Annotated in this window: 15 protein-coding genes; 5 read left to right on the top strand and 10 right to left on the bottom strand. The window is 69.5% G+C overall.

The window, feature by feature from the left end:
• Positions 1 to 2: 2 nt before the first annotated feature.
• The 7 genes from H7F49_RS01675 to H7F49_RS01645 all read right to left on the bottom strand — a co-directional run bounded on the left by H7F49_RS01675 (position 3) and on the right by H7F49_RS01645 (position 6,124).
• Positions 3 to 971: an alpha/beta hydrolase gene (locus H7F49_RS01675; RefSeq protein ID WP_185681809.1), complete on the bottom strand. Its 969-nt coding sequence runs from the start codon at positions 969 to 971 to the stop codon at positions 3 to 5.
• Positions 972 to 1,005: 34 nt separating this feature from the next.
• A complete protein-coding gene (locus tag H7F49_RS01670) occupies positions 1,006 to 2,106 on the bottom strand; it encodes a Gfo/Idh/MocA family protein (protein ID WP_185681808.1) in 1,101 nt (366 codons plus the stop codon).
• Positions 2,107 to 2,121: 15 nt separating this feature from the next.
• Positions 2,122 to 2,352 carry a biotin/lipoyl-containing protein gene (locus H7F49_RS01665; RefSeq protein ID WP_185681807.1) on the bottom strand — a complete coding sequence of 77 codons (231 nt, stop codon included), beginning with the start codon at positions 2,350 to 2,352 and terminating at the stop codon, positions 2,122 to 2,124.
• Positions 2,353 to 2,467: 115 nt separating this feature from the next.
• Complete coding sequence (locus H7F49_RS01660; RefSeq protein ID WP_185681806.1) at positions 2,468 to 3,118, bottom strand: carboxymuconolactone decarboxylase family protein; 651 nt, start codon at positions 3,116 to 3,118, stop codon at positions 2,468 to 2,470.
• Positions 3,119 to 3,135: 17 nt separating this feature from the next.
• Positions 3,136 to 4,467, bottom strand: a complete 1,332-nt coding sequence (locus tag H7F49_RS01655) for a spinster family MFS transporter (RefSeq protein ID WP_328806442.1) — start codon at positions 4,465 to 4,467, stop codon at positions 3,136 to 3,138.
• Positions 4,464 to 5,342 (bottom strand): acid phosphatase, encoded by an 879-nt coding sequence (locus H7F49_RS01650; RefSeq protein ID WP_185681805.1) that lies wholly within the window; start codon positions 5,340 to 5,342, stop codon positions 4,464 to 4,466. The genes H7F49_RS01655 and H7F49_RS01650 overlap by 4 nt, the downstream gene beginning before the upstream one ends.
• Before the next feature lie 26 nt (positions 5,343 to 5,368).
• Positions 5,369 to 6,124, bottom strand: coding sequence for an SDR family oxidoreductase (locus H7F49_RS01645; protein WP_185681804.1), 756 nt, complete (start codon positions 6,122 to 6,124; stop codon positions 5,369 to 5,371).
• 115 nt (positions 6,125 to 6,239) lie between these two features.
• On the opposite strand from H7F49_RS01645, the gene H7F49_RS01640 reads away from it, so the two are divergent.
• The gene (locus H7F49_RS01640) at positions 6,240 to 7,118 is read left to right on the top strand and encodes an SDR family NAD(P)-dependent oxidoreductase (protein ID WP_185681803.1); all 879 of its coding nucleotides are present in this window, start codon (positions 6,240 to 6,242) and stop codon (positions 7,116 to 7,118) included.
• Here the strand turns inward: H7F49_RS01640 and H7F49_RS01635 are convergent.
• Together H7F49_RS01635 and H7F49_RS01630 are read right to left on the bottom strand one after the other, a co-directional pair.
• A complete protein-coding gene (locus H7F49_RS01635) occupies positions 7,076 to 8,005 on the bottom strand; it encodes an SDR family NAD(P)-dependent oxidoreductase (protein ID WP_185681802.1) in 930 nt (309 codons plus the stop codon). The two genes, H7F49_RS01640 and H7F49_RS01635, sit on opposite strands and share 43 nt — an antisense overlap.
• Positions 8,002 to 9,078: an NAD(P)H-dependent amine dehydrogenase family protein gene (locus H7F49_RS01630; RefSeq protein WP_185681801.1), complete on the bottom strand. Its 1,077-nt coding sequence runs from the start codon at positions 9,076 to 9,078 to the stop codon at positions 8,002 to 8,004. Before H7F49_RS01630 ends, H7F49_RS01635 begins: the two co-directional genes overlap by 4 nt.
• Before the next feature lie 174 nt (positions 9,079 to 9,252).
• Between H7F49_RS01630 and H7F49_RS01625 the strand changes: the two genes are divergently transcribed.
• Positions 9,253 to 10,518 (top strand): acetyl-CoA C-acetyltransferase, encoded by a 1,266-nt coding sequence (locus H7F49_RS01625; protein WP_185681800.1) that lies wholly within the window; start codon positions 9,253 to 9,255, stop codon positions 10,516 to 10,518.
• Positions 10,519 to 10,583: 65 nt separating this feature from the next.
• Positions 10,584 to 10,955: a MarR family winged helix-turn-helix transcriptional regulator gene (locus H7F49_RS01620; RefSeq protein ID WP_185681799.1), complete on the top strand. Its 372-nt coding sequence runs from the start codon at positions 10,584 to 10,586 to the stop codon at positions 10,953 to 10,955.
• Positions 10,956 to 11,314: 359 nt separating this feature from the next.
• On the opposite strand, the gene H7F49_RS01615 is transcribed toward H7F49_RS01620, so the two are convergent.
• On the bottom strand, positions 11,315 to 12,109 hold the full coding sequence (locus H7F49_RS01615) for an SDR family oxidoreductase (protein ID WP_185681798.1): 795 nt from the start codon (positions 12,107 to 12,109) through the stop codon (positions 11,315 to 11,317).
• A 251-nt stretch (positions 12,110 to 12,360) separates the two neighbouring features.
• On the opposite strand from H7F49_RS01615, the gene H7F49_RS01610 reads away from it, so the two are divergent.
• Positions 12,361 to 13,590, top strand: a complete 1,230-nt coding sequence (locus tag H7F49_RS01610) for a CaiB/BaiF CoA transferase family protein (protein WP_214647607.1) — start codon at positions 12,361 to 12,363, stop codon at positions 13,588 to 13,590.
• A gap of 13 nt (positions 13,591 to 13,603) precedes the next feature.
• Positions 13,604 to 13,894 (top strand): hypothetical protein, encoded by a 291-nt coding sequence (locus H7F49_RS01605; RefSeq protein WP_185681796.1) that lies wholly within the window; start codon positions 13,604 to 13,606, stop codon positions 13,892 to 13,894.
• The last annotated feature ends 8 nt before the right edge of the window (positions 13,895 to 13,902 follow it).

The following is a 13,902-nucleotide window of genomic DNA, read 5'->3' as shown; positions in this document are numbered from 1 at the left end:
CCTCAGGCCGCCGCGCCCGGTTCCAGCATGGCCCGGGCCAGGCCCAGCACCGCGGCCAGGTCCGCTCCGGCCGAAGGAATGCCGCGGCGGTACGTGGCATAGCCGTGGATCGATCCGTGGGCCTCGTGGAACGCCACCGGCACGCCCGCCTGGGCGAGGGCGCCGACCAGGGCGCGTCCGCCATCGCGGAGCGGATCCAGCGAGGCGGTGGCGACCACCACTGGGGGAAGCCCGGTCAGATCGGCGACCAGCGCGGAGTGGCGCGGGCTGTGCGGATCGGGGGCATAGGCGGACGTGTAGTATGCCATGTCCGGGCTCGACAGGCCATAGCCATCGGCGAACTGCTGCTGCGACGGATAGTGGCGCGAGGCGTCGGCCATGGGGTAGATCGCCAGCAACAGCCGGGCCGGACAGGCCGCCGGACGATCGCGCAGCGCCAGCCCGGTGACCAGGGCCAGCGTCCCGCCAGCGCTGTCGCCGCTCAGCACCAGCCCGTCCACCTCGCGGCCCAGGGCCGCTCCGTTAGCCGCGATCCACCGGGCTGCCGCCTCGGCATCATCCGGCGCGGCGGGCCACTTGTGTTCCGGCGCCAGGCGGTATTCGACCGAGACCACCGGCAGATCGAGCGCGCGGGCAATCTCGGCGGCGAGCGGAGCATGGGTCGCCACGCTGCCGGTGACGAAGCCGCCACCATGGAAAAACAGCACCACCGGCGAAGGTTCCCGTTCGGCCCGGGCATCGAACAGCCGCGCCGGCAGATCGCCGCCGGGCCCCGGAATGACCAGGGCGCGGTCGACTGCCAGCGGTCCCAGCGGCAGCTCGATCTCCTGCATCATCTGCGCCATCAGCTCGGGGGGGATCTGCCGCATCATGCGGATGCCCTCGTCGTTCATCGGCGGCCGAGGTCTGGCGTTGAACGCGGTGAGGAAGGTGGCGACCTCGGGCCGGATGAACGGTACGGCCTCGGTCATGGGCTGGTCCTTGGTGATGGGGCAGAATCGGTCATCAAGCCACGTCGCTCACGGCGACCCAGCTCTGGCTGGCCGAGGCGCGATGCAGCGCCTCGAGCACCCGTTCCACCTCGCAGGCGGCGGCGAAACCGGGCGCCGCCTGGCCTTCGCCGCGGATCTCGGCGAGGAGCGACTGCATGGTCAGCGCCATGGGAAAACTGGGCGGCACCTCGGCCGTCGCATCGAGCGCGACGCCCGGAGTCCGGTGGAACGTTTCGGGCGCGGCGATCGGGGCCAGCGGTTCGCCCAGGGCGCCGCCATGCAGGGTGCACTCGCGCGAGGTCGGGAAGGTCGGAGATTCGGCCAGCAGCCGCCCGGCCGTGCCGAAGAGATCAATCGCGAAGCCGGAATGGAGCGGCATGGCCCAGCTCACCTGCATGGGGATGACCACCCCCGAAGCGAACGCGATCAGGGCATCGGCGTGATCGGTGTTGCCGGGCTGCACCGCGGTGCCGTCGGGGAAGGTCCAGCGCGGCAGGAGCTGGCGTTCGCGGGCCGAAACCTGCGCCACCGGGCCCAGCATCGGCAGCAACAGGTGCAGCAGGTGGCTGCCGTGATTGCGCAGGGCCGAGACCCCGGCCTCCGGATCGGCGAACCAGTTGTAGGGGAAACGGGGATTGGGCCGGTTGAACAGCGAAAGGTTGAACCGGCACGAACCGCCCAGGATCGTGCCGATAAACCCGTCGGCCACCAGCGCCGCCATGTGCCGCAGCGCCGGGATGTATTGCGAGAACGCATCGACCACGCCCACGCTGCCGGACTGGCGCCAGCGCGCGTCGATCGACCGGGCGCCGGCCCAGTCCGGGGCGTGGGGGCAACTGTTGTAGACATGCTTGCCATGATCCAGCGCGGCCAGCACCCAGGGCAGGCGCAGCGCCGGCCGGGTGCCGCAATCGACGATGTCGATCTCCGGATCGGCGCACATCGCCGCCGGATCCCAGAACGGGCGGGCGATCCCGAGCCGCGTCGCCGCCGCCTCGGCGGTCTCGCGGCGCGAGGTACAGATCGCGGTGACCTCGACCCCGGGCAGCGAGCGCCAGGCCGGCAGGTGGGCAAAGCCGCCCCAGGCCGCACCGATGATCCCGACCCGCAGCATCCCGCCCGGCCGGGACTATTCGATGTAGGCGATGATCGTACCGACTTCGTAGGTTTCGCCCGCGCGCGCCTCGATCCGCAGGGTCCCCGTGGCGGGGGCCTCGACCTCGTTGGTCGACTTGTCGGCCTCGAGCAGGAACAGCGGATCGCCCTCGCTGACCTGGGCGCCGTCGGCCACCAGCCACTCGGCGATCTGACCTTCGTTCATCGAGAACCCGAGCTTGGGGAGCAACACTTCGACGGCCATGGACGTGATCCTTGCAACGACTGTGTTCCGGCGGTTACCGCATCAACCGGCCCAGACAATTCGCTTTGCACGGTTGCGCCCAATCCATCGTTCCCGCGATTGGCCGGTGCTGCGATCAGTCGCGCCCGTCGGCCCAGCCGTCGCCCTCACCCGGCTTGAGGGTACGCTGCGGCACCTTTCCGGACCGGGTGCGCAGATCGAAGCCGATCTGGTCGGCCCAGGGTTCGACCGGCACCCCGAAGGCGGACAGCGCCCAACTGGTCATGACGTAGTGTCCGACGGTAAAGACCAGATCCATCCGCTGGCGCACCTCGAACAGCCATTCGAGCACGGCCCAGGTGGCGTCGCTGACGGTGTTGGTGGTCAGCAGCTCGTCCACCGTGGTCAGGACGGCGGCATCGTCCTCGGCCCAGTCATGACCCGCAGGGTAGGTCTTGACCGCGGCGATCTCCTCCAGGGTGATTCCGCAGTTCAGGGCATAGCCGACATGGTGGTGCCATTCGTAGGCCGACTGGACCCGCCAGGCGATCCGCAGGATCAGCAGTTCCAGGTGCCGGGTGGACAGGGTGTTGGCCAGGAGCAGCTGCTTTCCCCAGTGGTTATAAGCCATGCCCAGACCGGGGTGCTGGCCCATCACCGGCAGGATCGAGGTCTTCGATCCCTCCTCGCGCGCGTTGGGCTCGCCCCAGAAGGCGAAGACGTCGCGGGCGGCGTCGGTCCACTCGTCCTTGGGCAGGGGGGGAATGCGTTGGGCAGGATGGGTCATGGCGGTCCTCCAGGGAATCAATGCAGGGTGGCCGGAGCCGGGGTGCCGGGGCTCCGGCCCTGGCAGCGCGCGAAATCGCTGACGCAGGTGCGGCTCGCCAGCAAGGACAGGAAGGCCGCCGGGACGCCCACCAGCAGCACCGCCCGCATCGCCATGCCCAGCGATTCCTGGCCGTGCAGCGGGGCCAGAGTGTCGCTCAGCCAGCCCACGAACAGCGGGCCCCCGCCCAGCCCGATGATGTTGATCGACACCATCAGGATCGCGACGGTCACCGACCGGGCATGGACCGGCGCGAGGGTGGAAATCACCGCCATCAGCGGTGCGGCGGAGAGGCCGCCGATCAGCATGTTGAGCCCGATCAGCGGAAACACGCGCCCGGCCGGCCCGCTGAGCATGGTGAAGGCCACGCCCATCGCCCCGAGCGCGCTGAAGATCTGGATCCAGATATACCAGCGCACGTCGCGCCGGCCCAGGAAATCGGCGATGGGTCCCCCCAGCGAATGGCCGATCACCGACCCCAGGAACAGGGCCCCGCCCATGCCCAGGCCCGCCTCGCGGGCCGACATGCCGAAGCTGCGCTCCATGTAGGCCGGGGTCCAGCTGACCAGCCCCATGGTGATCAGCGACGTCAGCGACGCGCCCAGGATCAGCAGCGGCAGGGTGCGCACGGCCATGATTTCGCGCAGGGTCGAACCGAAGGGCTGGCGCGCGGTGGCCTCGGCGGAGTGGCCATCGGCCAATCCGGGCGCGACGTCGCGCAGGGTCAGCAGGACCAGCGGGGCCAGCACGAAGCCGGGGATCGCGGCCATCAGCATGGCATGGCGCCAACCGTATTCGCTGGTCAGCCAGCCACCCAGGGCCGGACCCGTCAGATGGCCCAGCGAGGCCCCGAGCAGGAAGATCGCCAGTGCCGTGGCGCGCTGCTTCATCGGGAACAGATCGGCGATCCAGCTCTGCGACGGGGGGGTAAAGGCCCCCTCGCCCAGCCCGATCGCGGCGCGGCCGACCAGCAGCAGCAGAAAGCTCTTCGCCTGGCCGCACAGCAGCACCGCGACGCTCCAGGTGACCGCAGCCAAGGTCACGATCTTGCGCTTGGACCAGCGATCCGCCAGCCGGGCCAGGGGGATCACCGCGATGATGTAGACCAGGGTGACGGCCATGTCCTTGGCCAGGCCGATCTGCGTGTCGCTGAGGTGGAGCTCGGCCTTGATCGGACCGACCATGACCGCCATCATGAACCGCTCGCCGACCACCGAGGCCGAGACCAGCATCATCAGGAACAGGAACCAGCCCCGATAGGCCAGGCTCGGCAGGCCGGGTTGCGGCGATGGATCGGGCGGGGGGCTCACGGAACGTCCTTTCGGGTGAGGGCCAGTGCGGCGGTTTCACCGGCGCAGGAGGGGCGGACCGGGCTGGCGGCGCGCAGCTCGGCCCGGGCGGCGGCAAGATCGGCCTGGAAGACCGGGTCCTGGCGGAATCGCTCCAGCACCGGGGCGGCGAGCGCTTGCCCGGCGGCGATGTCACTGGCGAAGTGGACGTTGCAGACCCGGCGGCTGTCACCGAAGGCCCTGCCGCGGGCGAGCAGTGCCGCGCGCCGGGCCGGGATCAGATCGGCCAGGATCAGCGCCCAGCCATAGCCGATCGTGGCGTGGCCGGACGGGTAGGAGCCGTTGCCGCGCAGCGCCTGCTCCATCTCCGGAGTGCAGATGGGCCGGCCGTTGCCCGCGAAGGGCCGCTGGCGGGCGTAATGGTCCTTGGCGGCGCCGGAGACCCGGCCCAGGTCGGACATGGTCGCGCGCAGCAGGCTGTCGACCCGGGGCGTAGCCGCCGGGCTGATCTCACGACCTGCCGCGCACGAGAACGCGCCGGTGGCAGAGGCCGACCACAGATCGGCATCGGCCCGCGCCAGCGCCCACCGGGAACCGCCCTGCAAGGCCAGCGCGGCCGCTTCGAGCTGGCGGTCGCGGCGCAGCGCCTCGGAGCCTTCGGCCGGGGGGCTTGCGATCAGGGCCATGGCATCGGGCCAGCGCGCCGGGCCGAGATAGGACCGGGCACCGAGCGTGGCGACGGGCGCAGGCGGTGCGGCCGTCACGACGGCCGTTCCGCCCGCCGGCGGGTCTGCGGCTAGGGCGCCGGCCCGGCCAAATTCGCCGATCCCGAATCCGGCGATCCCGAATCCGACGAGCGCAACGACCACCGCCGCTGTCCGCATCGACCTTCCCATCGCCTGTCCTCCCCTGGCGGCCGGCCCTACATCGGAGCCGTATCGATCGTCGGTCGTATCAGCATTTGCGAGACATTGGCGCGCCGCGGCAGCATCAGGGCAAAGATGATCGCTTCGGCGATATCCCCGGCCTGCATCGCTCCCGCCTTGCTGACATGCTGCTGCATCATCTCGGCCCAGACCGGATCGGACACGCTCTGGGCGATCTCGGTCTCGGTGGCGCCGGGTTCGATCAGGCAGACGCGGATGTTCTCGCCACCCAGTTCCTGACGGATCGATTCCGTGAAGCCGTTCACGCCGTGCTTGCTGGTGGCATAGGAGGCGAACAGGCCCGCGGCGCGCCGTCCCGCGGTCGAGCTGATGTTGACGATGTCACCGCCGCCGGCGGCACGCAGATGGGGCAGTGCGGCCTTGCACGTGTGAATGGTCCCCCACAGGTTGATGTCGATCACCTTGCGCCAGCCGGCGAGGTCCAGCGTGCCGATCCCGCCGGCCTCGTTGACCCCGGCCGAATTGATGACCACATCGAGCCGACCGAGGCCCGCCACGGCCGCCTCGACTGCCGCGGTCGCGCTCGCCTCGTCGGCGACGTCGCTGACCAGGGTCGCCACCTGCCCCCCCGCCGTCGTGATCCGCCCCGCCACCTCATCGAGCCGCGCGACCCGACGCCCGGTGATCGCCACCGCGGCCCCATGGCGCGCCAGCGCTTCGGCCGCGGCGGCCCCGATGCCCGTTCCCCCGCCGGTGACCAAGGCCACCTTCCCGTCCAGAAACCCTGCCATGCCATCTCTCCTTGTGCGGCGGGACGATATGGCAGGGTGGGGCGGCGGCAAGCCCGCTCGGACGAAAACGCCTCGGCGATTTGGTCCCGGAAGGCTCCTGTGCGAGTCCTTCACCATGACCGCTGAGACCCGAGACTCGATCCGCACCGCGGTGATCACCGGCGCCAGCGCCGGGGTGGGGCGCGCCGCCGCCCGGCAGCTTCTGGCCATGGGCTGGCGCGTGATCGGCACCGGCCGTGATCCGGCGCGCTGCGCCGAGGCCGCGGCCGAGCTGGCGAGCGAGCGCTTCACACTGCTGTCGGGCGATTTCGCGCTGCTCGCCGACGTCGCCCGAGTCGCTGCCGAGATCGCCGGGCTCGCCCCGCGCATCGATGTCCTGTGCAACAATGCCGGGGGGGTGCAGGCGACGCGCCGGGTCAGCCCGGAAGGCCAAGAGGCCACCTTTGCCGCCAACCATCTCGCGCCGTTCCTGCTCACCCGGCTGCTGCTGCCCAACCTCGCGCCCGGGGCCCGGGTGATCGCAACCTCCTCGGACGGCCATGCGCACAGCCCGGGAATTCAGTGGGACGATCCCGGCCTGGCGGAAGGCTGGCAGAGCGGCCGCGCCTACTGCCAGGCGAAGCTGGCCAATGTTCTGTTCACCCGCGAACTGGCACGGCGCTATGGTGACGCCGGGCTGATCGCCCACGCCCTTCATCCCGGGACCGTCGCCAGCAACTTTGCCAGCCACTGCGAACCGGGCATGAAAGCCTACATGGATTCGATCATGGATCGCGCGATCGCTCCCGACGAGGCGGCGCGGGCGCTGGTCCGGCTCGCCACCGATCCGGCTGTCGGCACGGTCAATGGCCGCTATTTCGAGGGCCTGGACGAGACGCCCCCCGCGCCGGCGGGCCAGGACGACGCCGCAGCGGCCCGGCTCTGGGCCTTGAGCGAGACGCTGGTCGCGCCTTACCTGCCGGCCGCTTCGGCGACGATGCGGAACTCGTCATAGGCGTTTTCCGGCACCGTCATGGTGGCGTCCGGCGAACCGATCCGCTCCCACTGCTCCGCGATCTCCTCCATGCTCGGGGGACGGTCGATGGGGCCCTGCCAGCCCGGCCCGACACCGACGAACACGCGGGCGATGCGACCCAGCGCGGCCGAGTAGATCGCGTGAGTCGACGGGCAGTCGGGATGGAGCAGCCAGGCCACCAGCGGCGCAGTGAAACGGGGGTCGAAAGTGGCGGGAGCCGTCGCAGCCCAGCGGTTGGGGCCCTCCCCACCCGATCCGGCGAGGCTCCGCCCGATCGCGGCGGTCATCCCGCTTGCGGCATTGGGCATCACCGCGTTGCAGGCGATGCCGCAGTCCCGTCCCTCCTCGGCCAGCACGCCCATCAGCCCGGCCACCGCGCCTTTGGCGGCGCCATAGGCGGACAGTTGCGGCATCCCGAACAGGCCGGCCGAGGACGTGGTGAAGACGATCCGGCCGCAGCCCTGCGCCGCCATGTGCGGCCAGGCGGCGCGGGCGAGGTGGAAGGCCCCGCCCAGGTGGACGGCGAGCAGGGCGTCCAGATCATCACTGTCCGTGGCTGCGAAGGGGGCGACGCGGATCGTTCCGGCATTGAGCACCAGTCCATCGATCCGCCCGAACCGTTCAAGCGCCGCCGCGACGATGGCGACACAGCCCCCAGGCTCGGCCACGCTGTGGGTATCGGCCAGGCAGACCCCGCCCGCCGCGGCCACCGCCTGGCAGACCGGTTCCAGGGCCGCGGCGTGGCAATCGTTGGCCAAGACCCGGGCACCGCGCCGGGCCAGCTCCTCGACATAGGCCCGGCCGAGCCCGCCGCCCGCGCCGGTCACCACGATGACCTGGCCGTCGAGGCGCAACGATCCGGTCATGTCGGAAGATTTTCCGAAGAATGGGCCGAAGACTGGGCCGGCAAATGGGCCAGCACCTGCGGCAGATCGACCGTGGTGCGGATGCCCGGCGGGGCGGCGCAGACCGCGGCGACCGCATTCACGGCACGGTGCGCGGTCAGTCCCGGGGTGAAGGCCGCATAGTGTTCGGGCGCGACCGGGAAGGTGATGCCCACGTCGAGCGGGGTGTCGCCGGTCACCCGGATGCGCCAGCCGCTCTCGCGCAGGTCCCAGTCGGGATGGTCGATATCGCGTGACACGTACCAGTTGGCGCGGAACCGCAGTCGCGGTGTTCCCGCAGCCAGGCCCTCGATCGTGATCCGCTGCGCGGCCATGGTCCCGGCCGCGATGGTCCCGGCCGCGATCGGGGCCGCCGTCCGTGCCGCGGCATATTCGCCGTGGGCCTGCCAGCAGTCGATGACCAGCCCAAGCCCGTCGGCCAGTTGCGACAGCGATGCGGCGAAGTCGGCCTTGACGTGATCGGCCTGGCGCTGGTCGAAATCACCGATCGGCTGACCGAACCCCATCACGTTGAACAGCAGGTCGGGCGAATTGCGGCTCGAGCAGTCGCCGAATTCGTCGATGGTGAGGCAATCGAGCCGGCGCGAGAGCGAGACCAGCGGAATGGCCAGGGCCTCGGTCACGAAGCCGGGGCTCGATCCGGTCGAATAGATCGAGGTGCCACCGGCCAGGCACGCCTCCTCGATGCGTTGGCGCAGCGCCGGGTCCATCCCGGCCGGGTGATGGAAGTCACCCCGCGTGGTGACCACGTTCTTGCCGCTGGCGAGAAGGCGACAGACCTCGTCGATGTCGGTCCCTTGGCGCATGTAGAGCACACAGTCGGCGGGAATCGCGCAGGCCTCGTCAACCGAGCCGGTGGCCCGGATTCCGGTGGGCTCGGCCCCGCACAGGGCCCCGGCATCCAGCCCGGCCTTGTCCGGGTTGCTCACCCAGACCCCGGCAAGCTCAAGCCGGGGATGCTCGATCACCGCCCGCAAGGCGCGGGTGCCGATATTGCCGGTGGCCCATTGAATAACCCGCAGTCGATCGGCCATGGCGACCTGCTCCCATTTTCCGTGTCGATCGGGAGGCTAACCCAAGCGGACCGGGAGACCAGAGGCCCGGCGCCATTCATCGCGACCGCGATTGGGCGACCTGCGCCGACGTGCCATAGCATCGGCCAGTCCCGGGGCGGGTCGTTCGGTCCGGCGACAGTCAAGGAGTGACCGATGCCCGAAGCCTTCATCATCGACGCCGTGCGGACCCCGCGCTCGATCGGCAAGGTTGGCAAGGGGGCCCTGGCCCACATGCATCCCCAGCACCTTGCGGCGACCGTGCTGAAGGCGCTGCAGGACCGCAATGGACTCGACACCGCCGCGGTCGACGATGTGATCTGGGGCTGTTCGGCGCAGATGGGGCTGCAGGGCGGCGACATGGGGCGGATGGCCGCGCTTGACGCCGGCTTCGACGTTCGGGCCTCGGGCGTCACGCTCGACCGGTTCTGCGGCAGCGGGCTGACCGCGGCGAGCCTGGCCGCCGCCCAGGTGATGAGCGGGATGGAAGACCTGGTGATCGCCGGGGGCACCGAGATGATGAGCCATGTGGTCGATTACGGCGGCAAGGTGCGCGCCGCCGGGGTCGCGGTCGCCAGCGGGCTCGGCACCGGCAATGCGCGACTGCAGGCACGGCACCCCCAATCGAACCAGGGGGTCTGCGCCGATGCGATCGCCGCGATGGAGGGGATCTCGCGCGCCGAGCTTGAGGCCTTCGGGGTCGAGAGCCAGCGCCGGGCCGCCCGGGCCATTGCCGAAGGGCGGTTCGCCCGTTCGGTTGTGCCGGTGCTGGATGATGATGGCCAGGTGGTCCTGGATCATGAGGAGTATCCGCGCCCGGATACCACCGCCGAACGGCTCGCCGAGATGAAGCCCGCCTTCGAGATGTTCCTCGACATGCCATCCAGCAAGGATGGCGAGACCTTCCGTCAACTGATCAACCGCAAGTACCCCGATGTCGAGATCAAGCCGCTCCATCACGTCGGCACCTCGTCGGGGGTGGTCGACGGCGCCGCCGCGCTGCTCATCGCGTCCGGTGACTATGCCGCCGCACATGGTCTCACGCCGCGCGCACGAGTGGTCGCAACGGCCAACGTCGGGGACTGTCCGACGCTGATGCTCAACGGACCGGTGCCCGCGGCGCGCAAGGTGCTGGCCAAGGCCGGGCTGACCGTGGCCGATATCGACGTCTGGGAGGTCAACGAGGCCTTCGCCGTGGTCGTCGAAAAGTTCATACGGGACCTTGATCTCGATCGCGGCAAGGTGAACATCAACGGCGGCGCGATTGCGCTGGGCCATCCCATCGGGGCGACCGGGGCGGTGCTGATCGGCACGGCGCTGGACGAGCTTGAGCGGTCCGGTGGCCGCTATGCGCTGATCACGATGTGCGCCGCCGGGGGCATGGCTCCGGCCATGATCATCGAGCGGATCCAGGAGGGATAGGCATCGCCAACGAGACAACCAGGCGGCGCGGGGTCGCCCTGAAGCTGGGAACGATCGTCCGGCAGATGCGCCGCGATTTCGATCGCGCGGTCGATGGACTGGGCGTTACGGGATCGCAGTGGACCCTGCTGGCGGTGGTGTCCGGTTCTCCCGGGGCCACCCAGCGGACGATCGCCGAGGCCCTGGAGATGACCGAGGCGGCGGCGGGTCGGCTGATCGACCGCATGGTGGCCGACGGGCTGCTCGAACGGCGACCGAAACCCGACGACCGTCGGGCCCACTGCATCTATCCGACCGCTGCGGCCGACCCGGTGCTGGCCGGGATGGCTGCCATCGGCGCCGAGCACGAAGAACGGTTGCTGGCGGGACTGTCGGCCACGGACCGGGCAGAACTGTCGCGCCTGCTCGACCAGATCGCCGCCAATCTCCAGACTTGAGCCATCGGACGGGCTGCTCAGGCCCAGGCCGGGACCAGGCAGATGACCGCGAAATTGATGAAGGTCAGCAGAGCGGCAACGGTGACGGGAACGATCTTGGTCATGGTGGTATCTCCTCATTCGGCGGGCGCGGCGGCCACGGGGCATGCCGCCCTGCCCGCTCTGGTATGTACTAACCTATATTAGTATATGTAGGGTTAAAGTCAATGTCTTTTGCTTAGGCGCGAAGAAAGCGACCGGACATGGCCCGGCCGCTTTCCATAATTTTCTGTTTTTCATAGCCTTTTCCACCTGCGTAGAATCGGCAGCGGGCCGGTGCCGCGCTGTTCCGACCTAACGGAAACAGCGGCTAAACGATCCTACTTCGGCGGCATCCGGATCGCGCCATCCAGGCGGAGGCACTGGCCGTTGAGGTACGTGTTGCGCACCAGTTCCAGCATCAGGCTGGCGAACTCGTCAGGATGGCCGAGCCGGCGCGGAAACGGCACCGAGGCTTCCAGTCCGGCATAGATCGCCGGTGCCTTGTCCTTCACCCCCAGCATCGGCGGCGTGGCGAAGATGCCGGGCAGGATGGCGTTGACCCGGATCCCCAGGTCCATCAGGTCGCGCGCCATGGGCAGGACCATGGAATTCACAGCGCCCTTCCCGGCGCCGTAGCAGACCTGGCCCACCTGCCCGTCCTGCGAGGCGGCCGAGGAACAGAGGATGATCGAACCCCGCTCGCCGTCCTCGTTGAGCGGCTCGGCTCCGGCCATGCCCAGCGCCGCGATCGAGGCGACCCGGTAACTGGCCACTGCGATGCCCAGCATGCCCTTTTCGAAGCCGGCGGTGGAGGCCCGCTTGAACCCCCCGGTTTCCTTGTCCCAGCCGACCGTCTTGCCCCCGCCGGCGACCATCGCGCAATGCACCACCACGCGTTCCTGACCGTGGGCGGCGCGGGCCTTCTCAAAGCCGGCGAGCACGCTCTCTTCCGACATGATGTCGACCTGGCAGAACACGCCGCCGATTTCGGCCGCGACCGCCTCACCGGCCTCGACGTTGAGATCGAACACCGCCACCTTGACCCCGGCGTGACCCAAGGCGAGCGCGCTGGCCCGGCCGAGGCCCGAGGCGCCCCCGGTCACCACGGCTGCCAGCGAAGAATTGATGTCCATGGCGCTGCCCCTCCGATGTCGTCTGTCCCGGGCGGTATTGGCCGCTTTGCCCGGGCGTTCAAGCAAGCGGTCGACGGGCCGCGCCGATATCGTGGCGGCGCTGTGCCGGAATGGGAACCCGCAGACCGACGGCCATCGTACGAGCGATAGCCGCGAAATCGCGGTGTTTTGGGGTTTGCCCCCGGAAAGCCAGCATCTAGGTGATGAGCAAGAGCGCACCGCGCTGCGCCGCACGGCAGGTTGGGGACGAAATGACGCAGGTGATGAAAGGAATCCGGATCCTGGAGGTGGCGCAGTTCACCTTCGTTCCGGCTGCGGGCGGTATCCTGGCGGACTGGGGTGCAGACGTGATCAAGATCGAGCACCCGGTCCGCGGCGATGCGCAGCGCGGGTTTCTCAACATGGGCGGGGTCACGCTCGACCCGCAGCGCCACACCCTGTTCGAGCACCCCAATCGCGGCAAGCGCAGCGTCGGCATCGATGTCTCCACGCCCGAGGGACAGGAGGTGCTGTACGAGCTGGCCAAGACGGCCGACGTGTTCCTGACCAACTACCTGCCGCATATCCGCCAGAAGAACCGGTTCGACATCGAACACATTCGCGCGGCCAACCCCGATATCATCTACGCCCGCGGCAGTGCCTACGGCGCCAAGGGCCCCGAGGCGGGCGTCGGCGGCTTCGACGGGACCGCCTTCTGGTCGCGCAGCGGCGTTGCCCAGGCCATGACCCCCGAAGAACTGCCCGGCCCGCTCAATCAGGGCATTCCAGCCTTCGGCGATTCGATCGGCGGCATGTTCATCGCCGGCGGGATTTCCGCCGCCCTGCTCCATCGCGAGCGCACCGGCGAGGCGCTGGTGATGGACGTCTCGCTGCTCAGCGCGGCGGCCTGGTCGTCGGGCGCGCTGATCGCCCAGGTGGCCGAGACCGGGGTGTCGACCCGCAACCCGATGCCGGGCAAAGGCGGCGCGGCGCGCAATCCGTTCCAGGGCAATTACCAGACCTCGGACGGCGGCACGATCAACCTCTGCACTCTGAGCCCGACCGGGCACATCCGCAGCCTGTTCGAACATGTCGGGGTCCCCGAGGCCGCCGACGATCCCCGCTTCTGCGATGCCCGCGCGCTGTTCGAGAACGCCGGGGCGGCCAGCGACATCCTGGTCAAGGCCTTCGCCGCCAGGCCGTTCGAGTACTGGCGCCAGCACCTCAAGACCTTTTCCGGTCAGTGGGCGCCGATCCAGTCCTTTGCCGATCTGTTGACCGACGAGCAGGCGCTGGCCAACGACATGATCATCGAGGTCGAAGCCGCCGACGGCAGCGACAAGCCGCTCAAGCTGGTTCGCGGCCCCGTCCAGTTCGACGGCCAGCCGACCGTGACCACCCGGTCCCCGATCGCATCGGAACACACCGAGCTGGTGCTGATGGAGCTTGGCATGGAGTGGGACCGGATCGAGGCGCTCAAGGCGTCTGGCGCGATCGCCTGATGGGGGAACCAGCATGAAGCCCGGAACCAAGTTGAAGAGCCAGGTCTGCGACACCGAGGTCATGGTGATCCGTTGTGGCACCGGCCGGATCGAATGCGGCGGCGCGGCCATGGCCGAGGACAAGCCCGCCGAGCCCGGCACCCCGGCCGAGGGTCTGGCGGGCGGCGCGCTGATGGGCAAGCGCTATGTCGATGCGGCGGGAGCCTTCGAACTGCTGTGCGTGAAGCCGGGCAAGGGTTCGCTGGCGGTCGACGGGGTGATCCTGTCGATCAAGGATGCCAAGCCGCTGCCCGCTTCGGACTGACCGTGCCA

This window comes from Novosphingobium aerophilum, assembly GCF_014230305.1.
In the GTDB taxonomy this organism is placed as follows: Bacteria; Pseudomonadota; Alphaproteobacteria; order Sphingomonadales; family Sphingomonadaceae; genus Novosphingobium; species Novosphingobium aerophilum.
This window is presented reverse-complemented; position numbering and strand designations above follow the sequence as displayed.